At 70.9% G+C, this 19027-nt stretch carries 18 protein-coding genes; 7 read left to right on the plus strand and 11 right to left on the minus strand.

The window, feature by feature from the left end:
* Positions 1 to 14: 14 nt before the first annotated feature.
* A complete protein-coding gene (locus tag F4560_RS08095) occupies positions 15 to 905 on the minus strand; it encodes a LysR family transcriptional regulator (RefSeq protein ID WP_184918238.1) in 891 nt (296 codons plus the stop codon).
* A gap of 108 nt (positions 906 to 1013) precedes the next feature.
* Positions 1014 to 1913 carry a LysR family transcriptional regulator gene (locus F4560_RS08100; protein ID WP_184918240.1) on the minus strand — a complete coding sequence of 300 codons (900 nt, stop codon included), beginning with the start codon at positions 1911 to 1913 and terminating at the stop codon, positions 1014 to 1016.
* A 164-nt stretch (positions 1914 to 2077) separates the two neighbouring features.
* Between F4560_RS08100 and F4560_RS08105 the strand changes: the two genes are divergently transcribed.
* The 6 genes from F4560_RS08105 to F4560_RS08130 all read left to right on the plus strand — a co-directional run bounded on the left by F4560_RS08105 (position 2078) and on the right by F4560_RS08130 (position 6943).
* Positions 2078 to 2770, plus strand: a complete 693-nt coding sequence (locus F4560_RS08105; protein WP_184918242.1) for a type 1 glutamine amidotransferase domain-containing protein — start codon at positions 2078 to 2080, stop codon at positions 2768 to 2770.
* Between the two features lie 157 nt (positions 2771 to 2927).
* Positions 2928 to 3719 (plus strand): cupin domain-containing protein, encoded by a 792-nt coding sequence (locus tag F4560_RS08110; RefSeq protein WP_184918244.1) that lies wholly within the window; start codon positions 2928 to 2930, stop codon positions 3717 to 3719.
* A gap of 39 nt (positions 3720 to 3758) precedes the next feature.
* Positions 3759 to 4301, plus strand: coding sequence for a type 1 glutamine amidotransferase domain-containing protein (locus F4560_RS08115; RefSeq protein ID WP_184918246.1), 543 nt, complete (start codon positions 3759 to 3761; stop codon positions 4299 to 4301).
* Positions 4298 to 5026, plus strand: a complete 729-nt coding sequence (locus F4560_RS08120; RefSeq protein ID WP_184918248.1) for an HAD family hydrolase — start codon at positions 4298 to 4300, stop codon at positions 5024 to 5026. Before F4560_RS08115 ends, F4560_RS08120 begins: the two co-directional genes overlap by 4 nt.
* A 73-nt stretch (positions 5027 to 5099) precedes the next feature.
* Positions 5100 to 6281, plus strand: coding sequence for an MFS transporter (locus tag F4560_RS08125; protein ID WP_184918250.1), 1182 nt, complete (start codon positions 5100 to 5102; stop codon positions 6279 to 6281).
* Positions 6278 to 6943 (plus strand): type 1 glutamine amidotransferase domain-containing protein, encoded by a 666-nt coding sequence (locus F4560_RS08130; protein WP_184918252.1) that lies wholly within the window; start codon positions 6278 to 6280, stop codon positions 6941 to 6943. Before F4560_RS08125 ends, F4560_RS08130 begins: the two co-directional genes overlap by 4 nt.
* Positions 6944 to 6983: 40 nt before the next feature.
* Here the strand turns inward: F4560_RS08130 and F4560_RS08135 are convergent, their stop codons facing one another.
* The 3 genes from F4560_RS08135 to F4560_RS08145 are packed head-to-tail and all read right to left on the minus strand — an operon-like array spanning position 6984 to position 9609.
* Complete coding sequence (locus F4560_RS08135) at positions 6984 to 7643, minus strand: response regulator (protein WP_184918254.1); 660 nt, start codon at positions 7641 to 7643, stop codon at positions 6984 to 6986.
* On the minus strand, positions 7640 to 8785 hold the full coding sequence (locus F4560_RS08140; protein WP_184918256.1) for a sensor histidine kinase: 1146 nt from the start codon (positions 8783 to 8785) through the stop codon (positions 7640 to 7642). The genes F4560_RS08135 and F4560_RS08140 overlap by 4 nt, the downstream gene beginning before the upstream one ends.
* Positions 8782 to 9609 (minus strand): CPBP family intramembrane glutamic endopeptidase, encoded by an 828-nt coding sequence (locus F4560_RS08145; protein WP_184918258.1) that lies wholly within the window; start codon positions 9607 to 9609, stop codon positions 8782 to 8784. The genes F4560_RS08140 and F4560_RS08145 overlap by 4 nt, the downstream gene beginning before the upstream one ends.
* A 198-nt stretch (positions 9610 to 9807) precedes the next feature.
* Between F4560_RS08145 and F4560_RS08150 the strand changes: the two genes are divergently transcribed.
* Entirely contained in the window at positions 9808 to 10350 is a 543-nt protein-coding gene (locus tag F4560_RS08150) for a hypothetical protein (RefSeq protein ID WP_184918260.1), read from the plus strand.
* Positions 10351 to 10431: 81 nt separating this feature from the next.
* Here the strand turns inward: F4560_RS08150 and F4560_RS08155 are convergent, their stop codons facing one another.
* From F4560_RS08155 to F4560_RS08180, 6 genes are all read right to left on the minus strand, one after another.
* Positions 10432 to 12033, minus strand: coding sequence for an aminotransferase class I/II-fold pyridoxal phosphate-dependent enzyme (locus F4560_RS08155; protein ID WP_184918262.1), 1602 nt, complete (start codon positions 12031 to 12033; stop codon positions 10432 to 10434).
* Complete coding sequence (locus tag F4560_RS08160; protein WP_184918264.1) at positions 12030 to 13364, minus strand: NAD(P)/FAD-dependent oxidoreductase; 1335 nt, start codon at positions 13362 to 13364, stop codon at positions 12030 to 12032. The genes F4560_RS08155 and F4560_RS08160 overlap by 4 nt, the downstream gene beginning before the upstream one ends.
* 359 nt (positions 13365 to 13723) lie before the next feature.
* Positions 13724 to 15343, minus strand: coding sequence for a substrate-binding domain-containing protein (locus tag F4560_RS08165; protein ID WP_312868811.1), 1620 nt, complete (start codon positions 15341 to 15343; stop codon positions 13724 to 13726).
* On the minus strand, positions 15340 to 16461 hold the full coding sequence (locus F4560_RS08170; RefSeq protein WP_184918266.1) for a hypothetical protein: 1122 nt from the start codon (positions 16459 to 16461) through the stop codon (positions 15340 to 15342). Before F4560_RS08170 ends, F4560_RS08165 begins: the two co-directional genes overlap by 4 nt.
* Before the next feature lie 301 nt (positions 16462 to 16762).
* Positions 16763 to 17887, minus strand: coding sequence for a serine/threonine-protein kinase (locus F4560_RS45460; protein WP_184918268.1), 1125 nt, complete (start codon positions 17885 to 17887; stop codon positions 16763 to 16765).
* A 190-nt stretch (positions 17888 to 18077) separates the two neighbouring features.
* On the minus strand, positions 18078 to 19022 hold the full coding sequence (locus F4560_RS08180; RefSeq protein ID WP_184918270.1) for a PDR/VanB family oxidoreductase: 945 nt from the start codon (positions 19020 to 19022) through the stop codon (positions 18078 to 18080).
* Between the last annotated feature and the right edge of the window lie 5 nt (positions 19023 to 19027).

The following is a 19027-nucleotide window of genomic DNA, read 5'->3' on the forward strand; positions in this document are numbered from 1 at the left end:
ACCGCAATGCCGGATCACCAGTGACGCGACTGTTCGAGCACATGGGTCCGCACGGCGTTCAGCGTGTGGCCGGCGGTGGCCCTGGTGGCCAGGTAGAGGGTGTTGAGAGGGGCGATCTCCGGGTGGTAGAGGACCGTGACCGCGCCGCCGTCCACCTCGTCCGAGCACAGGTACGTAGGAAGGACCGAGATGCCCGCCCCGGCGCGGACGGCGGCCAGCACCGCCCTCAGGTCCGGCACGGTCACCTGCGGCACGACCGTGGGCTTGTAGCCGAACACCGTCTGCCAGTAGCGGCGGATAATCGGGAGGTTGTCGGCGTACGAGATCAGCGGGGCGGCTTCCAGGGCCCCCGCGCCCCCTCGGTCGATCGCGTCGGCCGGGATCTTCGCGGCCCACTCCGCCGAGCCCACCAGGACGAAGCTCTCGTCCATCAGCGGGGTGGTGACGATGCCCGGCGCGCGGTCCAGCCGGGTCGAGACCACCATGTCGTACCGGCCCTCGGTGAGGCCGCACACCAGGTCGTCGGTCAGGCCGAACGTCAGCCGCAGCCTCAACCCGCCCGCGACGAGATCCGACAGCGCGGGCAGCACCCGGCACGACATCACCTCCGACGGGCCCGCCAGGTGCACCGTGCGGTCGGTCAGCTCCTCCGGCCGCACCCGCCGCGACACCGCCGCCTCCAGCGCGTCGAGCGCGTCCGCCGTGTCGCGGACCAGCTCGTGCGCCGCGTCGGTGGGCACGGCGCCCTTCGCGGTCCTGGTGAACAACGGCTGCCTCAGCGCGCCCTCAAGCGCGCGGATCTGCCCGGTGACCGCGGGCTGCGAGATCCCCAGCACCCGTGCCGCCTTGGTGAGCGAGCCACAGCGGTACACGGCCAGGCACGTGGCCAACAACGAGTAGTCCATCTGTTCCCCCCAGATGCGGACCTCGGCGACACTTCCCCCTGATGCGCGCACGTATACGATCCGCGCCTATAGGAAAACGTTACTCCGATCAGCGCAAGAGTTACCTGATCATTGCCAGAGCCTGCTCTGCATCAACAGGTGGGCGCGTACGGCCGCGATTGCGGGCGTCAATTCGCTCCCCGCGCGGGTCGCCAGGTACAGCGTGTTGATCGGCGGGATCTCCGGCTCCAGCAGCGCGACCAGCGCGCCGGAGGCGAACTCGCCCGCGCACAGGTACCGGGGCAGCACGGTGATCCCGGCGCCCGCGACCACCGCGGCCAGCACGCCGCGCAGGTCCGGCACCACCACGGCGGCCGACGCGGCGGCGGGGCGGTGCCCGAACACGCTGCGCCAGTACCGCCGGATGATCGGCAACTCCTCGGCGTAGGCGATCAGCGGCACGTCCCGCAGCGCCGCGGCGCCCTCGGCCGCCACCCGCCCGGGGCCGATCCGCCGCGCCCAGTCCGGGTTCGCCACCAGCACGAACTCCTCGTCGGTGAGCGGGACGGCGGTGGTCGCCCTGGTCCGCGGCCGCACGGTGGACAGCACCAGGTCGAACCGCCCGGTCGGCAGCCCGGCCAGCAGATCGTCCGCCAGCCCGGTGCTCACCCGCAGCCGCAGCCCTTGCTCGACCAGCGGCGCGAGCGACGGCAGCACCTTCACCGTGGTCAGCTCGACCGGGCCGGCCAGGTGCACCGGCCGGGCGAACAGGCCGCGGTCCGGCCGCGACCGACCCACGGCGACCAGCGCGTCGATGTGCGTGCCGACCCGTGCGGCCAGCTCGTCGGCGACCGCCGTCGGCGCCACACCACGCGGCAGCCGTTCGAACAGCTGTTGGTCCAGCTCCCGCTCCAACGCCCGCAGGTGCGCGGTCACGGTCGACTGGGACAGGCCGAGCGACCGTGCGGCGGCGGTGAGCGTCCCCGCCCGGTAGACCTCCAGGAACGTCCTCATGAGGTCGAGTTCCATCCGCACCTCCCTGGCTCAGCGTGCATCCTAACCATCGATAATCCGATGGCAGTGTGCCAGGAGACGCATTGGATTCCGATGGGTCGCCGAGCTTACGCTCGACCGGCGCGCGGAGGTGAGTGATACGCCGTGCGACCGGAAGAGACAACACAAGGGGGAACGGAATGTCCGAGCGGAAGAAGATCCTCATCGCCTTGACCAGCCACGAGCGGTTGGGCGACACCGGCCGGAGCACCGGGTTCTACCTGCCCGAGGCGGCCCACCCGTGGCGGGTGTTCACCGAGGCGGGCTACGAGGTGGACCTGGTGTCGGTGCGGGGCGGCAACCCGCCGCGTGACGGGGTCGATCCCTCCGACGCGGCGCAGACGAGCTTCCTGGCGGACGAGGTGGTCGCGGCGAAGCTCGCGGCCACGCCCACCGCGGCCCAGGTCGACGCGGGGGAGTACGCGGCGATCCTGTTCGCGGGCGGCCACGGCACCATGTGGGACTTCCCGGAGGACTCGGCGTTGGCGGGGGTGGCGAGGGACATCTACGAGGCGGGAGGGGTCGTCTCGGCGGTGTGCCATGGTCCGGCGGGCCTGGTGAACGTCACCCTCTCCGACGGCGTCCCGCTGGTGGCGGGCAAGCGGGTCGCGGCGTTCACCAACGCCGAGGAGGCCGCGGTGGGCCTCGACCGGGTGGTGCCGTTCCTGTTGCAGAGCCGGCTGGAGGAACGGGGCGCGGTGCACGTGCCGGCCGACAACTTCGCGGCCAACGTGGTCGTCGACGAACGCCTCGTCACCGGCCAGAACCCGGCGTCGGCGACCGGTGTGGCCGAGGCCGTCGTGCGTGAATTGGCGGCGATCACGGTCGGCTGACGGCGCCGGTCGTGATCCACCGCGCCGGCGTTACAGGTTTGTCCACGGTATTTCGAGAATAGCCGCTTATGGGTGGTATCCGGATTCTTATTTGATTGCCCCTTTCGTCGCGTGTTTGACTTTTCCCATCAGTTCTCGGGGGAAAACTGGGGGGATCATGAAAGAAGTGGCCGAGTTGGCGCCGCGGGCGCCGGCCGAGGTCGACACCGGGTCCGGGGTGGTCCGGTTCGACGCGGGCAACGCCGACGTCAAGGCGCTCACCCGGCTCGTGCGTGGGGGAGCACGCACGGCCAACGAGCAGTTCGACGCCGACGCCCACCTGGACGAGGTGGTGCCCAAGCCGTGGGGGTACGAGTACCGGGCCTACGTCGACGAGTTCTTCGACTTCTGGGCCCTGCACATCAGCCCGCCGCACAGCACGTCGGTCCATGTGCACCCGCGCAAGCTGACGTACCTGATCTGCTTGGGCGGCCGGGGCGTCACGACCGGACTGGACCGCGCCGAGGTGCCGGTCAGGGCGGGGACGGTGCTGCGCATCGCGCCGGGCGCGTTCCACGGCACCCGCAACACCGGCGACGAACCGCTGGAGCTGATCGAGGTCGAGGTGCCGCGCAACAAGTTCGACCTGATCAGGCTCGCCGACGACTACAGCCGCACCGGCCAGGGGTACGAGACCGAGTCGCGGCAGGCGGACCAGCACCCGATGCGCCGCATCCCGTCCTTCCCGAACGCCCGGATGCGCGACCGCGCCCCGGACGGCCGGTTCCGGTTCGAGCTGCGCACCGGGATGGACCTGTTCTACCGCAGGCGGCCCGAGGACCTGTTCCACGTGCCGCTGTGCATGGCCGGCGTCGTGCACTCCGACGTCACGATCCTGACCGGCCACGCGGACGACCGCAGGCGTCCGCAGACCGATCTGCACTACCTGTCGATCAGCCGTGCGGCTTAAGCGGACCGATCGACCACACCACAGGGGGGAACTTCAACCATGAGCCGCAGCGCGGTCATCATCACAGGTCCCGGTTTCCAGGACCACGATGTCGTCTACACGTACTACCGGCTCCTCGAAGAGGGCTGGCAAGTCGACATCGCCACCAAGAACGCCGACGAGGTCACCGGCAAGTACGGCGTGCCGCTGCCGATGGACAAGACGGCCCGTCCGCTGATCTCGTTCGACGACCTCGCGGTCGACGCCTACGACGCGGTCCTGCTCACCGGTGGGCACGAGGCGCCGGACCGGGTGCGCCAGGACCACCGGGTGCTCGACTTCGTCGCCGGCATGGCCGACGCGAACAAGGTCGTCGCGGGGCTGTGCCACGGCCCGTGGATCATGATCAGCGCAGGGGTCCTGCGCGGTCGTCGGGCCTGCGCCTACATCGGGTTGCGCGACGACGTCGTCAACGCGGGCGCCGAGGTGGTCGACAGCGACGTCATCGTCGACGGCAACATCATCACCTGCTCGTACTACGGGTACATGGGCGCTTTCATGCGCGCGGTGTTCGAGACGACCGAGAAGCTGAGCGCCGCGTGACGGGCAGGGTCCTGGCGCTCGACTTCGACGGCGTGGTGTGCGACGCGCTCGCCGAGTGCGCGTTGATCACCTGGTTCGGTGTGCACAGGCACGACTGCGGCACGCCGGGCAGCGAGCACCTGGAGGCGGTGCCGGGGGAGTTCGTGGCGCGGTTCCGCAAGGTCCGCGACTACGCCCGGCTGCTCGACCACTTCGTCGTCGCCCACCACCCGGAGGCCGACGCCGTGGTCACGCAGCGCGAGTTCGACGCGCTGTTCGCCTCGATCGACCCCGTCGAAGTGGCGGCGTTCACCGAGGCGGCCGGCGCGGCACGGGCCTGGCTGCGCGAACGTGAGCCGGAGTTCTGGCTGGACCTGCACACCCTGTACCCGGGGTTGCCGGAGGCACTGCGGCGGCACGCGGGTTCGGTGGCGATCATCACCGCCAAGGACGACGCGTCGGTACGGGCGATCCTCGACCGGCACGCGCTGGGCTCCACCGTCGCCGAGGTGTACGGGGAGTGCGGGGCCAAGGCGGACGCGGTGCGCGACCTCGCGGCACGCCGCGGCGTGGACCCGTCGTCGGTGATCTTCGTGGACGACAACCTGGCCAACGTGCGTCGGGTTGCCGAGACCGGCGCCCGCGCGTTGTGGGCGCAGTGGGGCTACCAGATCCCGGAACACCGGGACGAGGCCGCCCGACACGAGGTCGAACCGTTGGAACTGTCCGCCCTCGCGGGGATCTGACCCCGCCTACCAGGGTGCCGTGCGGGCTTCCGCGTGCCCGCACGGCACCGCCTTTCGATCGTGAGGAGTACCCATGACGGCCAGCCGTGCCCCGGTGGCGCCGGTCGGCGGGCTCACCGGCGTGCAAGTGGCGCCGCTGGTCGCCCTGGCCCTGTTGGTGCCCGCGCAGCTGTACCTCGCCATCCCGCTGAGCCCGACGTTCGGCGAGGTGTTCGGGGTGGACGACACTGCCGCGGTGTGGGCGGGCAGCGCGTTCGCCATCGCCTACGCGGTGGGGTTCCTGGTCTTCGGGCCGCTGTCGGACCAGGTCGGCCGCCGGGCGGTGCTGGTCGTCGGCACGGTCGCCACCGCGGTGGCGACCGTGCTGGCGGGCGTGGCGACGGAGTGGGAGGTGTTCCTGGCCTGCCGGGCGCTCCAGGGGTTCGCCGCGTCGTCGTTCGCACCGGTGGCGCTTGTCCTGGTGGCCGAGCGGGTCGCGCCGGAGCGCCGGGCGACGGTGATGACGGCGGTGACCGGAGGGCTGCTCGGCGCGGGCGTCGTGGGCCAAGCGGTGGGAGCGCTCGCCGTGGACGCGTGGAGGCTGCCGTTCTGGGTGGGCGCGGTGTGCTACGCGACCACCGCGTTCGTCCTCGCCCGCCTGCTGCCGCCGGATCGTCCGGTCGCGTCGACGTCGTGGCGTGGTGCGCCGCGGACGATGGCCAGGCTGGCGACCACCTGGCCGGCGGTGGCCGTGTTCGCGGCGGCGCCAACGGTGTTCGGCGGGTTCGTGGCCGTGTACGCGGTGCTCGGCCCGCACCTGGCCGCGACGACCGGGATCACCGCGTCCGGGCAGGTCGGCGTCCGGGCGGTCGGTGCGATCGCGCTGGTCGTCGCGCCGGTGGTGTCGGGTCTGCTGTCCCGGCGCGGACCGCGGCACGTGCCGGTGGCCGGGTTCCTCACCGCCGCGGTGGGCATGCTGGTCGCTCTCGCGGGTGCGGACCTGCCCGTGATCGCGGTGGCGGGCAGCGTGGTCGTCGTCGCGGGGATGGGACTGGCCGTGCCGGGGCTGGTGGGGCTGCTGCACACCCTGGTCCCGGCCGCGGCGGGCACCGCGATCGCCGTCAACACGTGCGTGCTGTTCGCGGGAGCGGCGCTCGCCCAACCACTCGCCGCGTCGCTGGGCTACCGGCCCACTCTGATCACCTACGCCGTCGCGCTAGTGGCTGCGGCCGTGCTCGTCGGAACATCCGCCCGTCCATCCGGAGGTACCTCGTGAGTCCTCGCGCCCTGTTCGTCCTCACCAGCCACGGCGTCCTCGGTGACACCGGCACGCCCACCGGCTTCCACCTCGGCGAGACGGTAGAGCCGTGGCGGGCGCTGCGCGCGGCCGGCGTGGTCGTCGACTTCGCGTCGCCGCTCGGTGGCCGGCCACCGATGATCGGATCAGAGCCGGGGCACGCGGACTTCCTCGCCCACGCCGACGGCGGCGGCAAGGTGCGGGCGACCATCCCGGTGGCCGATGCGGAGCCGACCGACTACGCCGCCGTGTACTTCGTCGGCGGCCACGGTGCGATGTGGGACTTCCCGGACAACGCGGCCATCCAGCACCTCACCCGTTCGGTGCACGAGCGGGGCGGGGTTGTCGCCGCCATCTGCCACGGCCAAGCCGCCCTGGTGAACACGACGCTCGTCGACGGCACCAACCTGGTGGCAGGTAAGCACTTGACGGCGTTCTCGCACGAGGCCGAGCACACCCGCGGCCTGACCGACGTCGTCCCGTTCCCGCTCCAGCGCACGTTGGAGGCGCGGGGCGCGGTGTACAGCGGAGCGCCGGACAAGGCGCCGCACACGGTGGTCGACGGTCGCCTGATCACCGGCCAGAACCCGGCGTCGGCGCCCGGCCTCGCCCTCCGACTGGCGGCCGCGATCACCGGGTGACCATCTGCGTCCACAGTGGACAACCAGCCCGCTTGACGTCTCAGGCCACCAGGCCGTGCCGGTACGCGTAGACGACGGCCTGCACCCGGTCGCGGAGGTCGAGCTTGGTGAGGATGCGGGACACGTACGTCTTGACGGTCTCGTGGCTGAGCACCAGTGTCGCGGCGATCTCGCTGTTGGACAGGCCGTCCGCGATCAGGCGCAGCACTTCGAGTTCGCGCGTGGACAGCGGAACGTCGTCCGGCGTGCCCGGGACCGGCCTGATCCGCTCGGCGTACCGGCCGACGAGCCGGCGGGTCACCTCGGGCGCCAGCAGCCCCCACCCTGTTGCGACCGTGCGGATGCCGTGCAGCAGCTGCGCGGGCGGCGCGTCCTTGAGCAGGAACCCGCTGGCACCCGCGCGCAACGCCTCGTACACGTACTCGTCCAGGTTGAACGTCGTCACCACGAGGACCTTGGCGGGGTTCGCCACGCCCGTGCCCGCCAACAGTCGCGTCGCCTCGATGCCGTCGAGCACCGGCATCCGGACGTCCATCACCACCACGTCCGGGGAAAGCCGCTCGGCGAGGTCGATCGCGGCACGCCCGTCCCCGCACTCTCCCACGACCTCCATGTCCGGCTGCGCGTCGATGATCGTCGCGAAGCCGGTGCGGATCAGTGCTTGGTCGTCGCACACCAGCACACGCACCGGTGCGGTCACGACGGGTTCTCCGCCGGGATGCGGGCGCGCACGACGAAGCCGCCGTCCCGCCTGCCCGCGCTGAACTCGCCGCCGAGCACGTCGACCCGGTCGCGCAGCCCGGTGAGACCCCGACCGCTGCCACCGGGCGACGCGGCGGACGAACCCCCGCCTTCAGTGCCGACCTCCACCACGATCTCGCTTTCGCCGTGCCGCACGTGCACCGTGGTCCGGCTGCCGTGCGCGTGTTTGAGCGCGTTGGTCAACGCCTCCTGCACCACCCGGTACGCCACCACCTTCGCGCTCCCCGCCGGCGGCACGCCCTCCTCGGTGAACTCGACCGGCTGCCCGGCCTGCCTGGTCTGCTCCACGAGCGCGCTCAGCTCGCCGACGGACGGCGTGCGCGGATCGGCGTCGTGGTCCGGGTTCAGCAGGTCGAGCAGGTGCCGCAGGTCCGCGATGGACCTGCGGCCGGTGTCGCTGATCGCGCCCAGCGTCTGGTCGAGGCGTTCGGGAGACCCGCTCAGGTACCGCGCCGCCTCGGCCTGCACGACCATCGCCGTCACGTGGTGGGTCACGACGTCGTGCAGCTCCCGGGCGATGCGGGTGCGTTCCGCGAGCCTGGTCGCCTCGGCCACGTGACGGCGGCGCTCCACCTCCGCGGCCCTCGACTGCCGGAGCCACGCCCCGGTCGCCCACGCGGCGGCCATCACCAGGTAGAACGTCACGAACCCGGCCACGCCCTCGGTGGACCCGTTCCGGTCGAGCGCGAGGGCCAACGGCACGTACGCCGCGGAGGCCAGTGCGGCGGCGGCGCGCCGGTGGCGGTCCAGGTGCAGCCCCGTGCTCAGCAGCGCGATGGGCAGCGCGGTGCCCGCGACCGCGTGGTAGCCGAGGAGCTGATCGGCCGCGAACCCGACGCACACCAGTGCGAGGCAGACGATCGGCCACCGCCTGCGCACGATCAGCGGCAGGCATTCCAGCGCGACCACGGCCACGGCCAACGCGTCCATCGGGCGGGTCGGCAGGTCGCCGAGCTGCGTTCCCCGGCTGTGCAGGGCGGGTACCAGCGAAGCCAGCGCCAGCACGAGCGCGAGAGGGACGTCCCGGACCGTGACGTCCCAGCGCCGCCACAGGTCGGGGACCTGCCGAAGGACGGTCACCCGGCGAGCGTAGTGGCGGGGGCCGAGCGGCGGCGCAGGGGCACCAGGTTGCCCCGCCGCCGGGCCAGCCACATGAACACGACCGTCACCAGGACGCCGGCCAGCACCGAGTACGCGCTCGCCTCCGGGCCGAACTCGCCGCCGCTGAGCAAGTACGCGCCGGACGTCACGCCGTCCAGCAGCCCTTGCGGAGCGTCCCCGCCGGAGACACTGGTGCTGAAGATGCCGCCTTGGGCGAAGTTCCAGCCGAAGTGCACGCCGATGGGCACCCACAGGTTGCGTGTGGCGGCGTAGACGGCGGCCAGCATGAATCCCGCCTCGACCGCGATGGCGAACGCGGTCCACAAGTTGGCGTTCGCGTTGAACAGGTGCGCCGCACCGAACAACAGCCCGGTGAGCGCGAGCGACGCCCACGTGCCGATGCGTTGTTCGATGACGCGGAAGAGGATGCCGCGGAAGAGCAGCTCCTCCACCACGACCGCGGCGGCCATGTAGCCGAGCAACGTCACCGCACCCGCGGGCGAACCCCAGCCCAGCACGTCGTAGCCGCCGAGGAACGCGATGTTCGCGATGACGACGGCGAACATGCCGAGACCGATCAGCAGCCCTCGCCCGAACGCGGGGGCGGCTCCCGTCAACGCGACCTCGATCGGCGCCCGACGCTCCGTCCGCTGCACCACCCACGCGTACACGTACAGCGACAGCGCCGCCGTGCCGAAACCGAATACGAGGGTGAAGAGCATGTTCCACTGCATTGCGACGACGATCGCATTGCCCGCGAAAGCGACCAGCGCGACCGCCCCGAGCTGCAACAACACTCGCATGACCAATCCTTCGTGAGGTGTCCGCGGCACGGTGCGCCGCGGTTACCCGAACGCTAAGGATTCGCCGGCCCGAAAACGTCACCGCGCAGTGGACACTTGTGCGTAGCTCGCGCGGGGGACAAGCCAGGTGATCAGTGAGGTCGAAGCCACGACTACGGCGGGTTGTGAACGACGAAGCACGCTCTGTATACAGGCGTCATGAGAGGCGATTGGGGAGTCAGGCTCGCCGGTGTGCTCATGGCCGTGGCGGCGGTGGCGCTCGTCGACCCACTGCTGTCCCAGTGGTATTGGCCGATGCTGGTCGGCGTGCTGGTCGCCGCGTTGAGCGCCTACCTCTTCGCCCACGGCGTGAACCGGATTCCCGGCGCGTCGCCCAAGGCGGTCGCCGGGCTGACGGCGGCCGGGTTGATCCTGGCAACGGGCATCGCCGTGGTGGCCACGCAGAACCGGACCGGCACGTTGTTGCAGGCGCTCGTGATCGCCCTGCTGCCGTACGTGGGGTTCCGACTCGTGGTGTGGGTGGTGGACCGGTTCACACCGTCGTTCACCGTTTCCTTGTTGGCCGGACTGGCTGGGATGGCGGTGTTCGCCGCCGCCATGCCGCTACTGGCATCCGGCCGCCCGAACCTGTCGACGTGGGACTGCATCGCCATCGCCGCCGTGGCCGACCTCCTGGTGGGACTCCTGATCGGCGTCCTGCTCAAGCCCCTCTTCACGGCCGGCGCCGCCCGATCCTCCTAGAACCGGCCCGCGAACAAGAGAACTCCCGGCGGAGCGGCGCTGTGACAACGTCCGATCCACCGGGAGTTCTCCCGCGGCAAGCTAGAAAGAGTTGCCGAACGCGCTGGACAGGTACCCCTTCGCGTCCCGGAGGGCCTCGTCGATGATGCGGGCCGCTTCCCTCGCCTGCTCCGGCTCGTGCGCGGCCTGAACCTGCAACCGGAAGCGCGAGGCGCCGGTCGGGGTGACCGGGAACTCGACCATGAACGCGAGCACCCCGCGGTCGAACAGCAGGCGGTTGACCGTGCGGGCGAGCTTCTCGTTGCCGATCAGCACCGGCACGATCGGGCTCGGCGAGCCCATGCAGGTCAACCCGCGCGTCGTCAGCTCGTCGCGCAGGGCGTGGATGGCGGAGAACAGCCGTCCGCGCAGGGCCTCGCCCTCGTCGGTGCGGATGATCTGGGCCGCCTTGAGCACCACCGCGGTCTGCATGGGTGACAGGGCGTTGGAGAAGAAGTGCGGCCCGGCGAACATCTTGATGTACTGCTTCACCGCGGGCGACTTGGCCGCGACGAAGCCGCCGTTGGAGGCGAAGGTCTTCGAGAACGCGCCCATGACCAGGTCGACCTTGCCCAGCATGTCCTGCATGCCCAGTACACCGGTGCCGCCGGGACCCATCGAGCCGAGGTCGTGGGCGACGTCGACCAGCAGGGTCGCGTCGTAGGCGTGGCAGACCTCTTGCAGGGCGACGACGTCCGGCCAGTCGGCGTCAACCGAGAACAGGCCGTCGGTGATGACCATGATGCCGTTGTGGGTGTCGGTGGTGCGGATCCGGGCCAGGTGGGTGCGCACGGCCTCGACGTCGAGGTGGGTGTAGCGGGTGATGTTCTTGGTCGCCGCACGCGCTCCCGACTGGAGGCACGAGTGGGCCAGGCGGTCGATCAGGATGTGGTCTTCCTGGCGGACCAGGCCGGTGACGGTGCCGAACCCCGCCGACCACCCGTTCGAGAACAGCGTGACGTGCTCAAGGCCGACCAGCTCGCCGAGGGCGGCCTCCAGCTCGTCGGAGATGCGGGTGTTGCCCAGCACCATCGGCGACCCGGCGCTGTGCGGGCCGAAGTCGCGCATCGCCCTGACCGCCGCCTCCCGGATCTCCGGGTGGGCGTTGAACGACAGGTAGTCCTGGGAGTTGAAGTTGATGCCCCGGGCGGGTTTGCTCAGGTCGTTGGTGATGGTCGCGACGCCGCCGGGCGCCGCCTCCAGGACCCGGGAGTACTGCCAGGTCTCGGTGCGCCTGCGCGCCTCCACCCAGCCGTGGAACTCCTCGGTCCGGCCGAGCAGGTTGGCCCCGACGGGCCGGAAGAAGTCGTAGGCGTTCTTGTCGAGCGCGTAGTCCTCGTCGGGGTCGATCGAGGGCGCGGCCGTCGTCGCCGGCTCCCACATCGGCTCCAGGTCGGCCCGGATCGCGGGGTAGTCCTCGCCGAAGAAGCGGACCACCTCGTCCTCCTGGAGGGTGTCCAGCTCCTCCAGGTCCTCCCACGGGATGTGGCTCGCCCAGTTCCGCATCATGTCCGACACCTCGCGCGCGGCCTCGGCGACGGCCTTGGCGGCGGCGAGCGGCTCGGTGCCCGCCGCGTCGGCCGCGGCGATGAGCGCGGCGACGACCTCGCCGTCCTCGCGCTGGTGTGCCAGGGTGCCGGTCATCGGGCCGCCTCCGCTTCCACCCGCAGGAACGGGTTCCGTTGGTGCTCGCGGTATGTCGCCTCGAAGTCGGCGAACGCGCTGTGGTCGAGCGAGGATTCCTTGGCCGTGTCGTTCAGCAGGAACACGTTGGACGGGTCGAAGAACTCCGAGACCGGCGCCACGTCGACGTGGGTGGCGATGAAGCGGTCGATCTCCGCCTGGTTGCCGCGCAGGATCGCGAACAGTTGCAGCTCGTCGTGCCGCAGCGGCTTCATCTCCGCGAGCGTGCACACGTAGTCGTAGTAGGCCGCGGCGGTCTGGCTGCGCCGCTTGGCGGCGTACCCGGCCATGGCGGTGTCCCGGTCGGTCTCGCCGCCGAGCCACCGGCCGACCGACTCGGCGGCCAGCTCCGCGTCGCGCAGGGCGTGGGTGATCCCGAGCGCCGTGCACTGGTCCTTGAACGACGCGGCGTCGCCGACCAGCACCCAGCCGGGCCCGTGCAGCTGCCTCAGGTACGCGGCCTGGTCGAGCGTCCCGTAGAAGCGCTCCTCCCGCTGCGCCCCCGCCACGGTGTCCGCGGCCTCTTCGCTGATCAGTCCGAGCGCGCGGTGGAAGTTGCCCTCGACATCGGCCCGGAACTCCGCGGCCCACTCACTCGGGCCCCACGTCAGCACCATGGTCTGCCCGTTGTTGGTGGAGGCCATCGCCATCCCGAGCCGGCCGCGCCGGTGGATCTGCGCCTCGCGGTCGGGGATGCCGCTGAAGTAGCTCCAATAGGCGAACGTGCACCGCGGCCGTTCGTCGAACTTCTCGACTCCGAGAGCGCGCGCGACGAAAGAGTTGCGCCCGTCGGCCCCGATCACCACCTGCGCGTGCTCGACCGTGCCGTCCCGGCCCTTGATGCCGATGACGGTTCCGTCTTCATCCCGCAGGAGCTCCTTGACGGTGTACCCCTCACGGAACTCCACTCCGGCCTGCACCGCGTTGTCGACCAGCATCTTGTCCAGCACGTGTCGGCGGATCGAGAAGTAGTCCGTGGTGATCCCGCTGTCGTCGTCGTGCAGCAACCGGAACTGGTTGCGCAGCAGCTCGTCGGGAACGCTGCCGCGTAACGAGATGCCGTTGTTGACCACAGTGACGTTGGTGTGCGCGGGCGTCACGGCCCGGACCTGGTCCAGAATCCCCAGCCGGTTCAGGTAGGAAGCCCCGTGCGGCCAGACGAAATGCGTGGACAGCACATCACTGGGAAACCGCGACCGGTCCACCACCAACACCCGGAGTCCTCGCCGGGCCAGGTGCGTCCCGACAGCGGCCCCGGCACACCGGCCACCTATTACAATAGCGTTGTACATCGGGCCATCCCAACAGGACAGTCACATCCTGTACAGAGCCGAATGGCCGAGCAACCCCCTATTTTTCACGACCTCGGCCATTTCTCGACAGTGATCGGCGAATTGGCGCGTGAATGAGTCGGATGCCCGATAGGGGCGCGTCTGATCGACATTAGTGTGGTGATGTCGATTCCTCGCGCTGTCCCGCGGTTCCGTCCATTGATCGGATGATGATAGCGCTCCCATGAAGGAGTGGGTCGACCGGGTTGGCCACTCGCCGAGCACTTGGCAAAAGCCCTGCTAGCGCGTGATCGGCAGCTTATGCGTGAACGTGGTCGGGTCGTGGCGTCGGGATGACGCCACGACCTCGGGTGTTCCGGTCACTGGTAGCCGCGGATCTGGCAGAAGGCGCGGTCGAGCGGTTCGTGCCGGGCGTCCCAGACCGCTCCGCCGGTGGCCTGCGCGACCTCGCGCATCGCGCCCTCGGCGGCCTCGCCGAACAGGATCGGGAACACCGGCACGGCATCCGACCGACCGCCGAGGAACGTCCGGTACTCCGGTAGCCCCACGCCTTGGCGGTTCTCGCCGTCGGTCATCAGCACGATGCTGGCGAACCGGTCGCGCGTGTCGCCGAGCAGTTCGTAGGAGCGGATCAGGCTGTCGTAGACGGCGGTGTCGCCACCGGCCGCCAAGCCCTGGACCGCGGCGCCGATGGAGGTCAGGGTGGTCTGGGGCGCGGCCTCGTCCACCGTGAACGTCAGGGGTGTGCCCGGCGCCTGGTTGAACGGCAGCAGGATCACCTCCTCGCGTCCGCGGAAGCGGCAGAACCGGCCGGCCAAGGACTCGTCCGCGCCGGTGAGACCGCTGAGCGCCTGCTTGAGCTGCCCGATCCGCTCTCCTTCCATCGATCCCGACACGTCCAGCACGTAGACCGTGCGTGCCGGGCGGCGCAGTCGGTCGGCGTAGGCGTCCAGGAGGGCGTCGATCACGGCCCGGTTGTCCGGGAACGGGATCTCCGCCAGGTTGGCGGGCACGTCGGGCGGCAACGGCACACCCGGCACGGCCGGACGCCGGTTGGTCTGCTCGGTGATGGCGCGCTGCGCCTCCGGGGTGCGCAGGTACTCGCCCAGCCGCCGGTGCGCGTCACGGGCTTCGGTGCTCGCGCCGCTGAGCACCGTGAGCGGGTAGTCGGCGCTGACCACGCCGTCCTGTGGGTACACCGGGACCAGCCGCTCGGCCAGCTTCCCGGACCGGTTGAGCGACAGCAGTGACGCCTCGTAGGTGATCAGGGCGTCGACCGGCTCGCCTGGGTCGGCCCCGGTGGCGCGGCGGACGAACGCGTCGCCGAGCCAGTCCGACGAGCCCGCGGTGATGCGGTGCCCCGTGAACAGGCGCGACAGCGGTGCGGAGACCCGGGTGATCGCGTCGAGGTCGAGCACGCGCCCGCCGCCGTCCAGCGCGGTGGCCACCGCGACCAGCGCGGAGAACCCGGTGTTGGACGCGGCGGGGTCGGTCATGGCGAAGGTCAGCGCGCCGCGGTCCACCGCCGCGGCCACGTCCGCCCACGTCACCGGCGCGCGGTCCCAGCCCAGTTCGCGGGCGACCGGCTCGCGCAGGCCGAGCACCACCGGTGAGGTCATGACCTGCGCCTCGGACCCCAGGCGGCTGCGGCCCTCGGGGATCGTGCGCAGGTAACGGGTGGAGGAGAACCACACCGCGTCGTGGACGCCGTCGGCCTTGCCCTCGGCGACCTTCTGCGCCCCGTCGAGGCTGCCGGTGAACTCCAGCTCGACCTTCACCCCGGTCGCCTGCTCGGCCTGCTGGAGCACGGGCCGCAGGTCCGCCAGCTCACTGCCCGCCAGGACGCGCAGCGTGGTGGGCGGTCCGGACAGCGACGCCGTCGACTGGGGGGCGGGGTCCGGTGCGGTGGCGGTGCACGCGGTGAGGGCTGCGGTGGTCAGGGCCGCTGTCAGGAGGCGGCGCGTGCGGTGGCGCCTCACGGGCACCCCTTCCCGGAACGCTGGATGCGAGCCAGCTCGTCCAGCATGGATTCCAGCACCTCGAACGACGGCGACTCGATCACGGAGACCGGCGACTTGTCCGCGCCGACCGGTTGTGCCGTGGGCGACTCCGGCCGGAAGCCGTGCTCCGCGGCGAGCCCCACGAGCACCTGGTCGTCGCGCAGGGCCCGGCCGAGCTGCCTGCCCGTGTCGTCGAACGGGATCAGGGTGTGCCGCGAGTACACGGTGGGCCGCGGGTAGAGCATCACCGCGTCGCGCGGCAGCACGGGCGCGGGAGACCTGGTGAGGAACTGCGCCTCGTACACCAGGCCGATCGGGACCCGGCCGTAGCCCTTGGTCAGGTAGTCGTTGAACAGGTCCTGGCTGGTGCGCTGCTTGTCGCCTTGCCGCCCCACCAGCGCGCACAGGTCCGGCACCACCCGCTGGACCTCTTCGGAGGTCTGGACGACGGAGCCGTTGTTGGCCACGTGGGAGGCCACGGACAGGAACATGATCGCCGAGTTGGAGTCCTGGGGATCGGTGGTGCGCAGCTCGACCGCCTTGGGGAACCGGTACTCGGCCGCGCCCTCCAGCTGGTTCCACGTCGTGCCCTCGCGGGCGAACCGGAGCAGCGTCGCCACGTCCACGACACGGCTGCCGTCCGGTTCGGCCTGCACCGCGCCGTTGCGCTCCAGGGTGTCCGCCACGCCGTTGAACGTGGCCACCACCATCGGCGAGGAGAACACCGGGAAGCTCTCGGTCAGACCGAACTCGCCCAGGATCTTCTGTGCTGTCGGTGTGCTGGAGGGGAACGCGAACCCGTAGCCGTGGCCGGGTTTGCGCAGCGCGACGAGCATCTCGCGGGACCCCTGGCTGTCCACCGTGACCCGCAACCCACGGCAGGCCAGCCGCTCGACCACGCGCGGGTCCTTGAAGAAGGACTCCTTCTCCGAACCGATGATGCCGGTGACCGCCGAGGTGGACGCGGCGCAATCGCCCTGCGCCCCCGCGCCCCCACGCACCCGGTCCGCCACCACCACAGCCACCACGGCGATGATCGCGACACCCGTGATCAGCGCCGCCACCCGCACCGCAGACCGACTCCGCGCCGACGTCACCGCCGCCCACCTTCGGCTACCCCGCCCGACAGTCCCGCGCCGGACAGCCCGGTGTGCAGCAACCGCAGGTCCGGCGGGGTCGGGGTGGCTGTGTCCACCAAGACCCTCAACACGTTCGCCTTGATCGCTTCCGGGGGTGCCGAATCGGCGGTGATGCCCGGGACCCCCGCAGCGGCCAGTCTTCGCCGTACCACGTCCACCACGTGTTCAGCCTTCCGTTCATTCCACCGGCGCTCGCCGGGGACGTCGTCGAGCACGGCGCTGGTTTCGCGCCAGGACAGCGGGTTCGGTGACGCCGACGCTACGAGCCCGACCTCGGGAACCCGTCCGAGTCCGAGTCCGAGCCGACGTCCCGGGTCGGATCGCCCGGCTCCGCGTCACGCCCACCCCCGCCGTCGCCACGCAGGCCGAACCCCAGCAACGCGCCCGCGACCACCAACGCACCGGCCACCCACACCGCCGTCACCCCGTCCAGCACACCGACGACACCGAGCAGAGCGCCGAGCACACCACCCGCCACGCCACCGCCCACGGCGACGTTCGGCCGCGCCCTCGGGACGGGATCGCCGGTGCGAGGGGGTTGCGTCTGGTCAACGTGTGCCGGCCGGACGTCCTCCAACGCCGCGCGGGCCGCGAAAGCCAGTTCACCGGCCGCCTGATAACGCTGGTCAGGCTCCTTGGCCAAACCCTTCACCACCACGCGCGCCAGTCCGTCGGGTACAGCCGGAGGCAGCGGGGGAGGGGGACGGTGCAGGTGGCCGGCCAACACCGCCATGTCGTCGCCTTCGAACGGCTTCCGCCCAGCCAGGCACTCGTACAGCACCACGGCCAGCGAGTAGACGTCCGCGCGGTGGTCGGCCGGACGTTCCCCGGCCAGCCGCTCCGGCGCGATGTAGTGCGGCGTGCCGACCACCTGCCCCAGCCGGGTGATCTGCTGGGCGGTGATCGGCTGCGCGATGCCCCAGTCGAACAGCCAGGCGTGGTCCGTGCCCTGCCTCGCGCCCGGTTCGAGCATGACGTTCGACGGCTTCACGTCCCGGTGGCGCAGGTGCTTGCGGTGCGCGGCGTCCAGCGCGGCCGCGACCTGCTCGATGATCGCCACCGCCCGCGCCGGCGGCAGCGCCCCGCGCTCCTTGAGCACCGTCGAGAGGTCGACGCCGTCGACGTAGCGCATGACGATGTACGGGTGCTGGCCGACCGAGTAGTCGTACACCGGCAGGACGTTCGGGTGGTCGATCTGCGCGGCCAGCTCGCACTCGCGGCGGAACCGCTTCTCCGACTCCGGGTCGCTCAACGCCGTGGTCGGGAGCAGCTTCACCGCCACCTGGCGGTTGTGCCGCGACGTGTCCTCGGCGACGTGCACCTCGCCCATGCCGCCCTTGCCCAGTAACCGGACCAACCGGTACCTGCTGAGCTCGTCCCGCACTCTCCACCCCTGCCCGGCCCACGCCGTCCCGACACCGCGCCCGCTACGACCGCGATGCCGAACACGTATTCGCTTCGCGTGGTACGAGGATGATCGGCGGAGGCGGAGGCGCGTTACGAAATGGCGTGCATGGAACGGTTTCAGCCGAAATGTTCGGCCGCCGTTCACCCGGGGATAACCTAGAGGCGGGTCACAGGTCGAGGACGAGTCGTGGGCCGCGCGACCGCGACACGCAGATCATCATCACGTCGCAAGCGGCCTGCTCCTCGTCGCCGAGCACGAAGTCCCGATGGTCCGGCACGCCCTCCAGCACACCCGTCTCGCACGTGCCGCAGACCCCCTCTTGGCACGAGGACATCACGGTGATACCGGCTTCCTCCACCGTGTGAAGGATCGACTTGTCCTCCGGCACGACCAGCGTCCGGCCCGACTGCGCCAATTCGACCTCGAACGACGTGCGCTCGCCGTCGACGGCCTTGGCCGTGAAGCGCTCGACGTGCAGACGAGCGGGGGAGCGCTGCTCGACGGCGGCGATGAGCGGCTCCGGCCCGCAGCAGTAGATCTCGGCGTCCGCCACCAGGAACGAGTCCAGGTCCAGCAGCCCGGTCTCGTCCTGTGGCCGCACGACCACCCGGTCGCCGTACCGGTCGTGCAGTTCCCCGGCGAAGGCCATGGACGACCGCGTCCGCCCTCCGTACAGCAACTGCCACGACGCGCCACGAGCCGCGACCGCCCTGATCATGGGCAGGATCGGCGTGATGCCGATGCCACCCGCGATGAACAGGTAGCGTTCCGCCGGCACCAGCGGGAACTGGTTGCGTGGCCCGCGAATGCGCACCGTGCAGCCCTCGGTGAACGTCGAGTGAACGTGCTGCGAACCTCCACGGCCGGCAGGCTCGTGCAGCACCGCCACCTGGAGCACCGAGCGGTCCGCCGGGTCGCCGCACAGCGAGTACTGGCGGACGAGGTCCGGCCCCAGCACGAGGTCGACGTGGGCGCCGGGTTCCCAGGCGGGCAGCGGTTCGCCGTGCGGATGGCGCAGCGTCAGCCGCACCACGCCGTCGGCGACGACCTCCTTGCGCTCCAGCAGAACGTCCAGCTCCACTTGGGCGCTTGGCTCGGCGGACACCGCCATGGGGA

The organism is Saccharothrix ecbatanensis (assembly GCF_014205015.1).
Taxonomy (GTDB): Bacteria; Actinomycetota; Actinomycetes; order Mycobacteriales; family Pseudonocardiaceae; genus Actinosynnema; species Actinosynnema ecbatanense.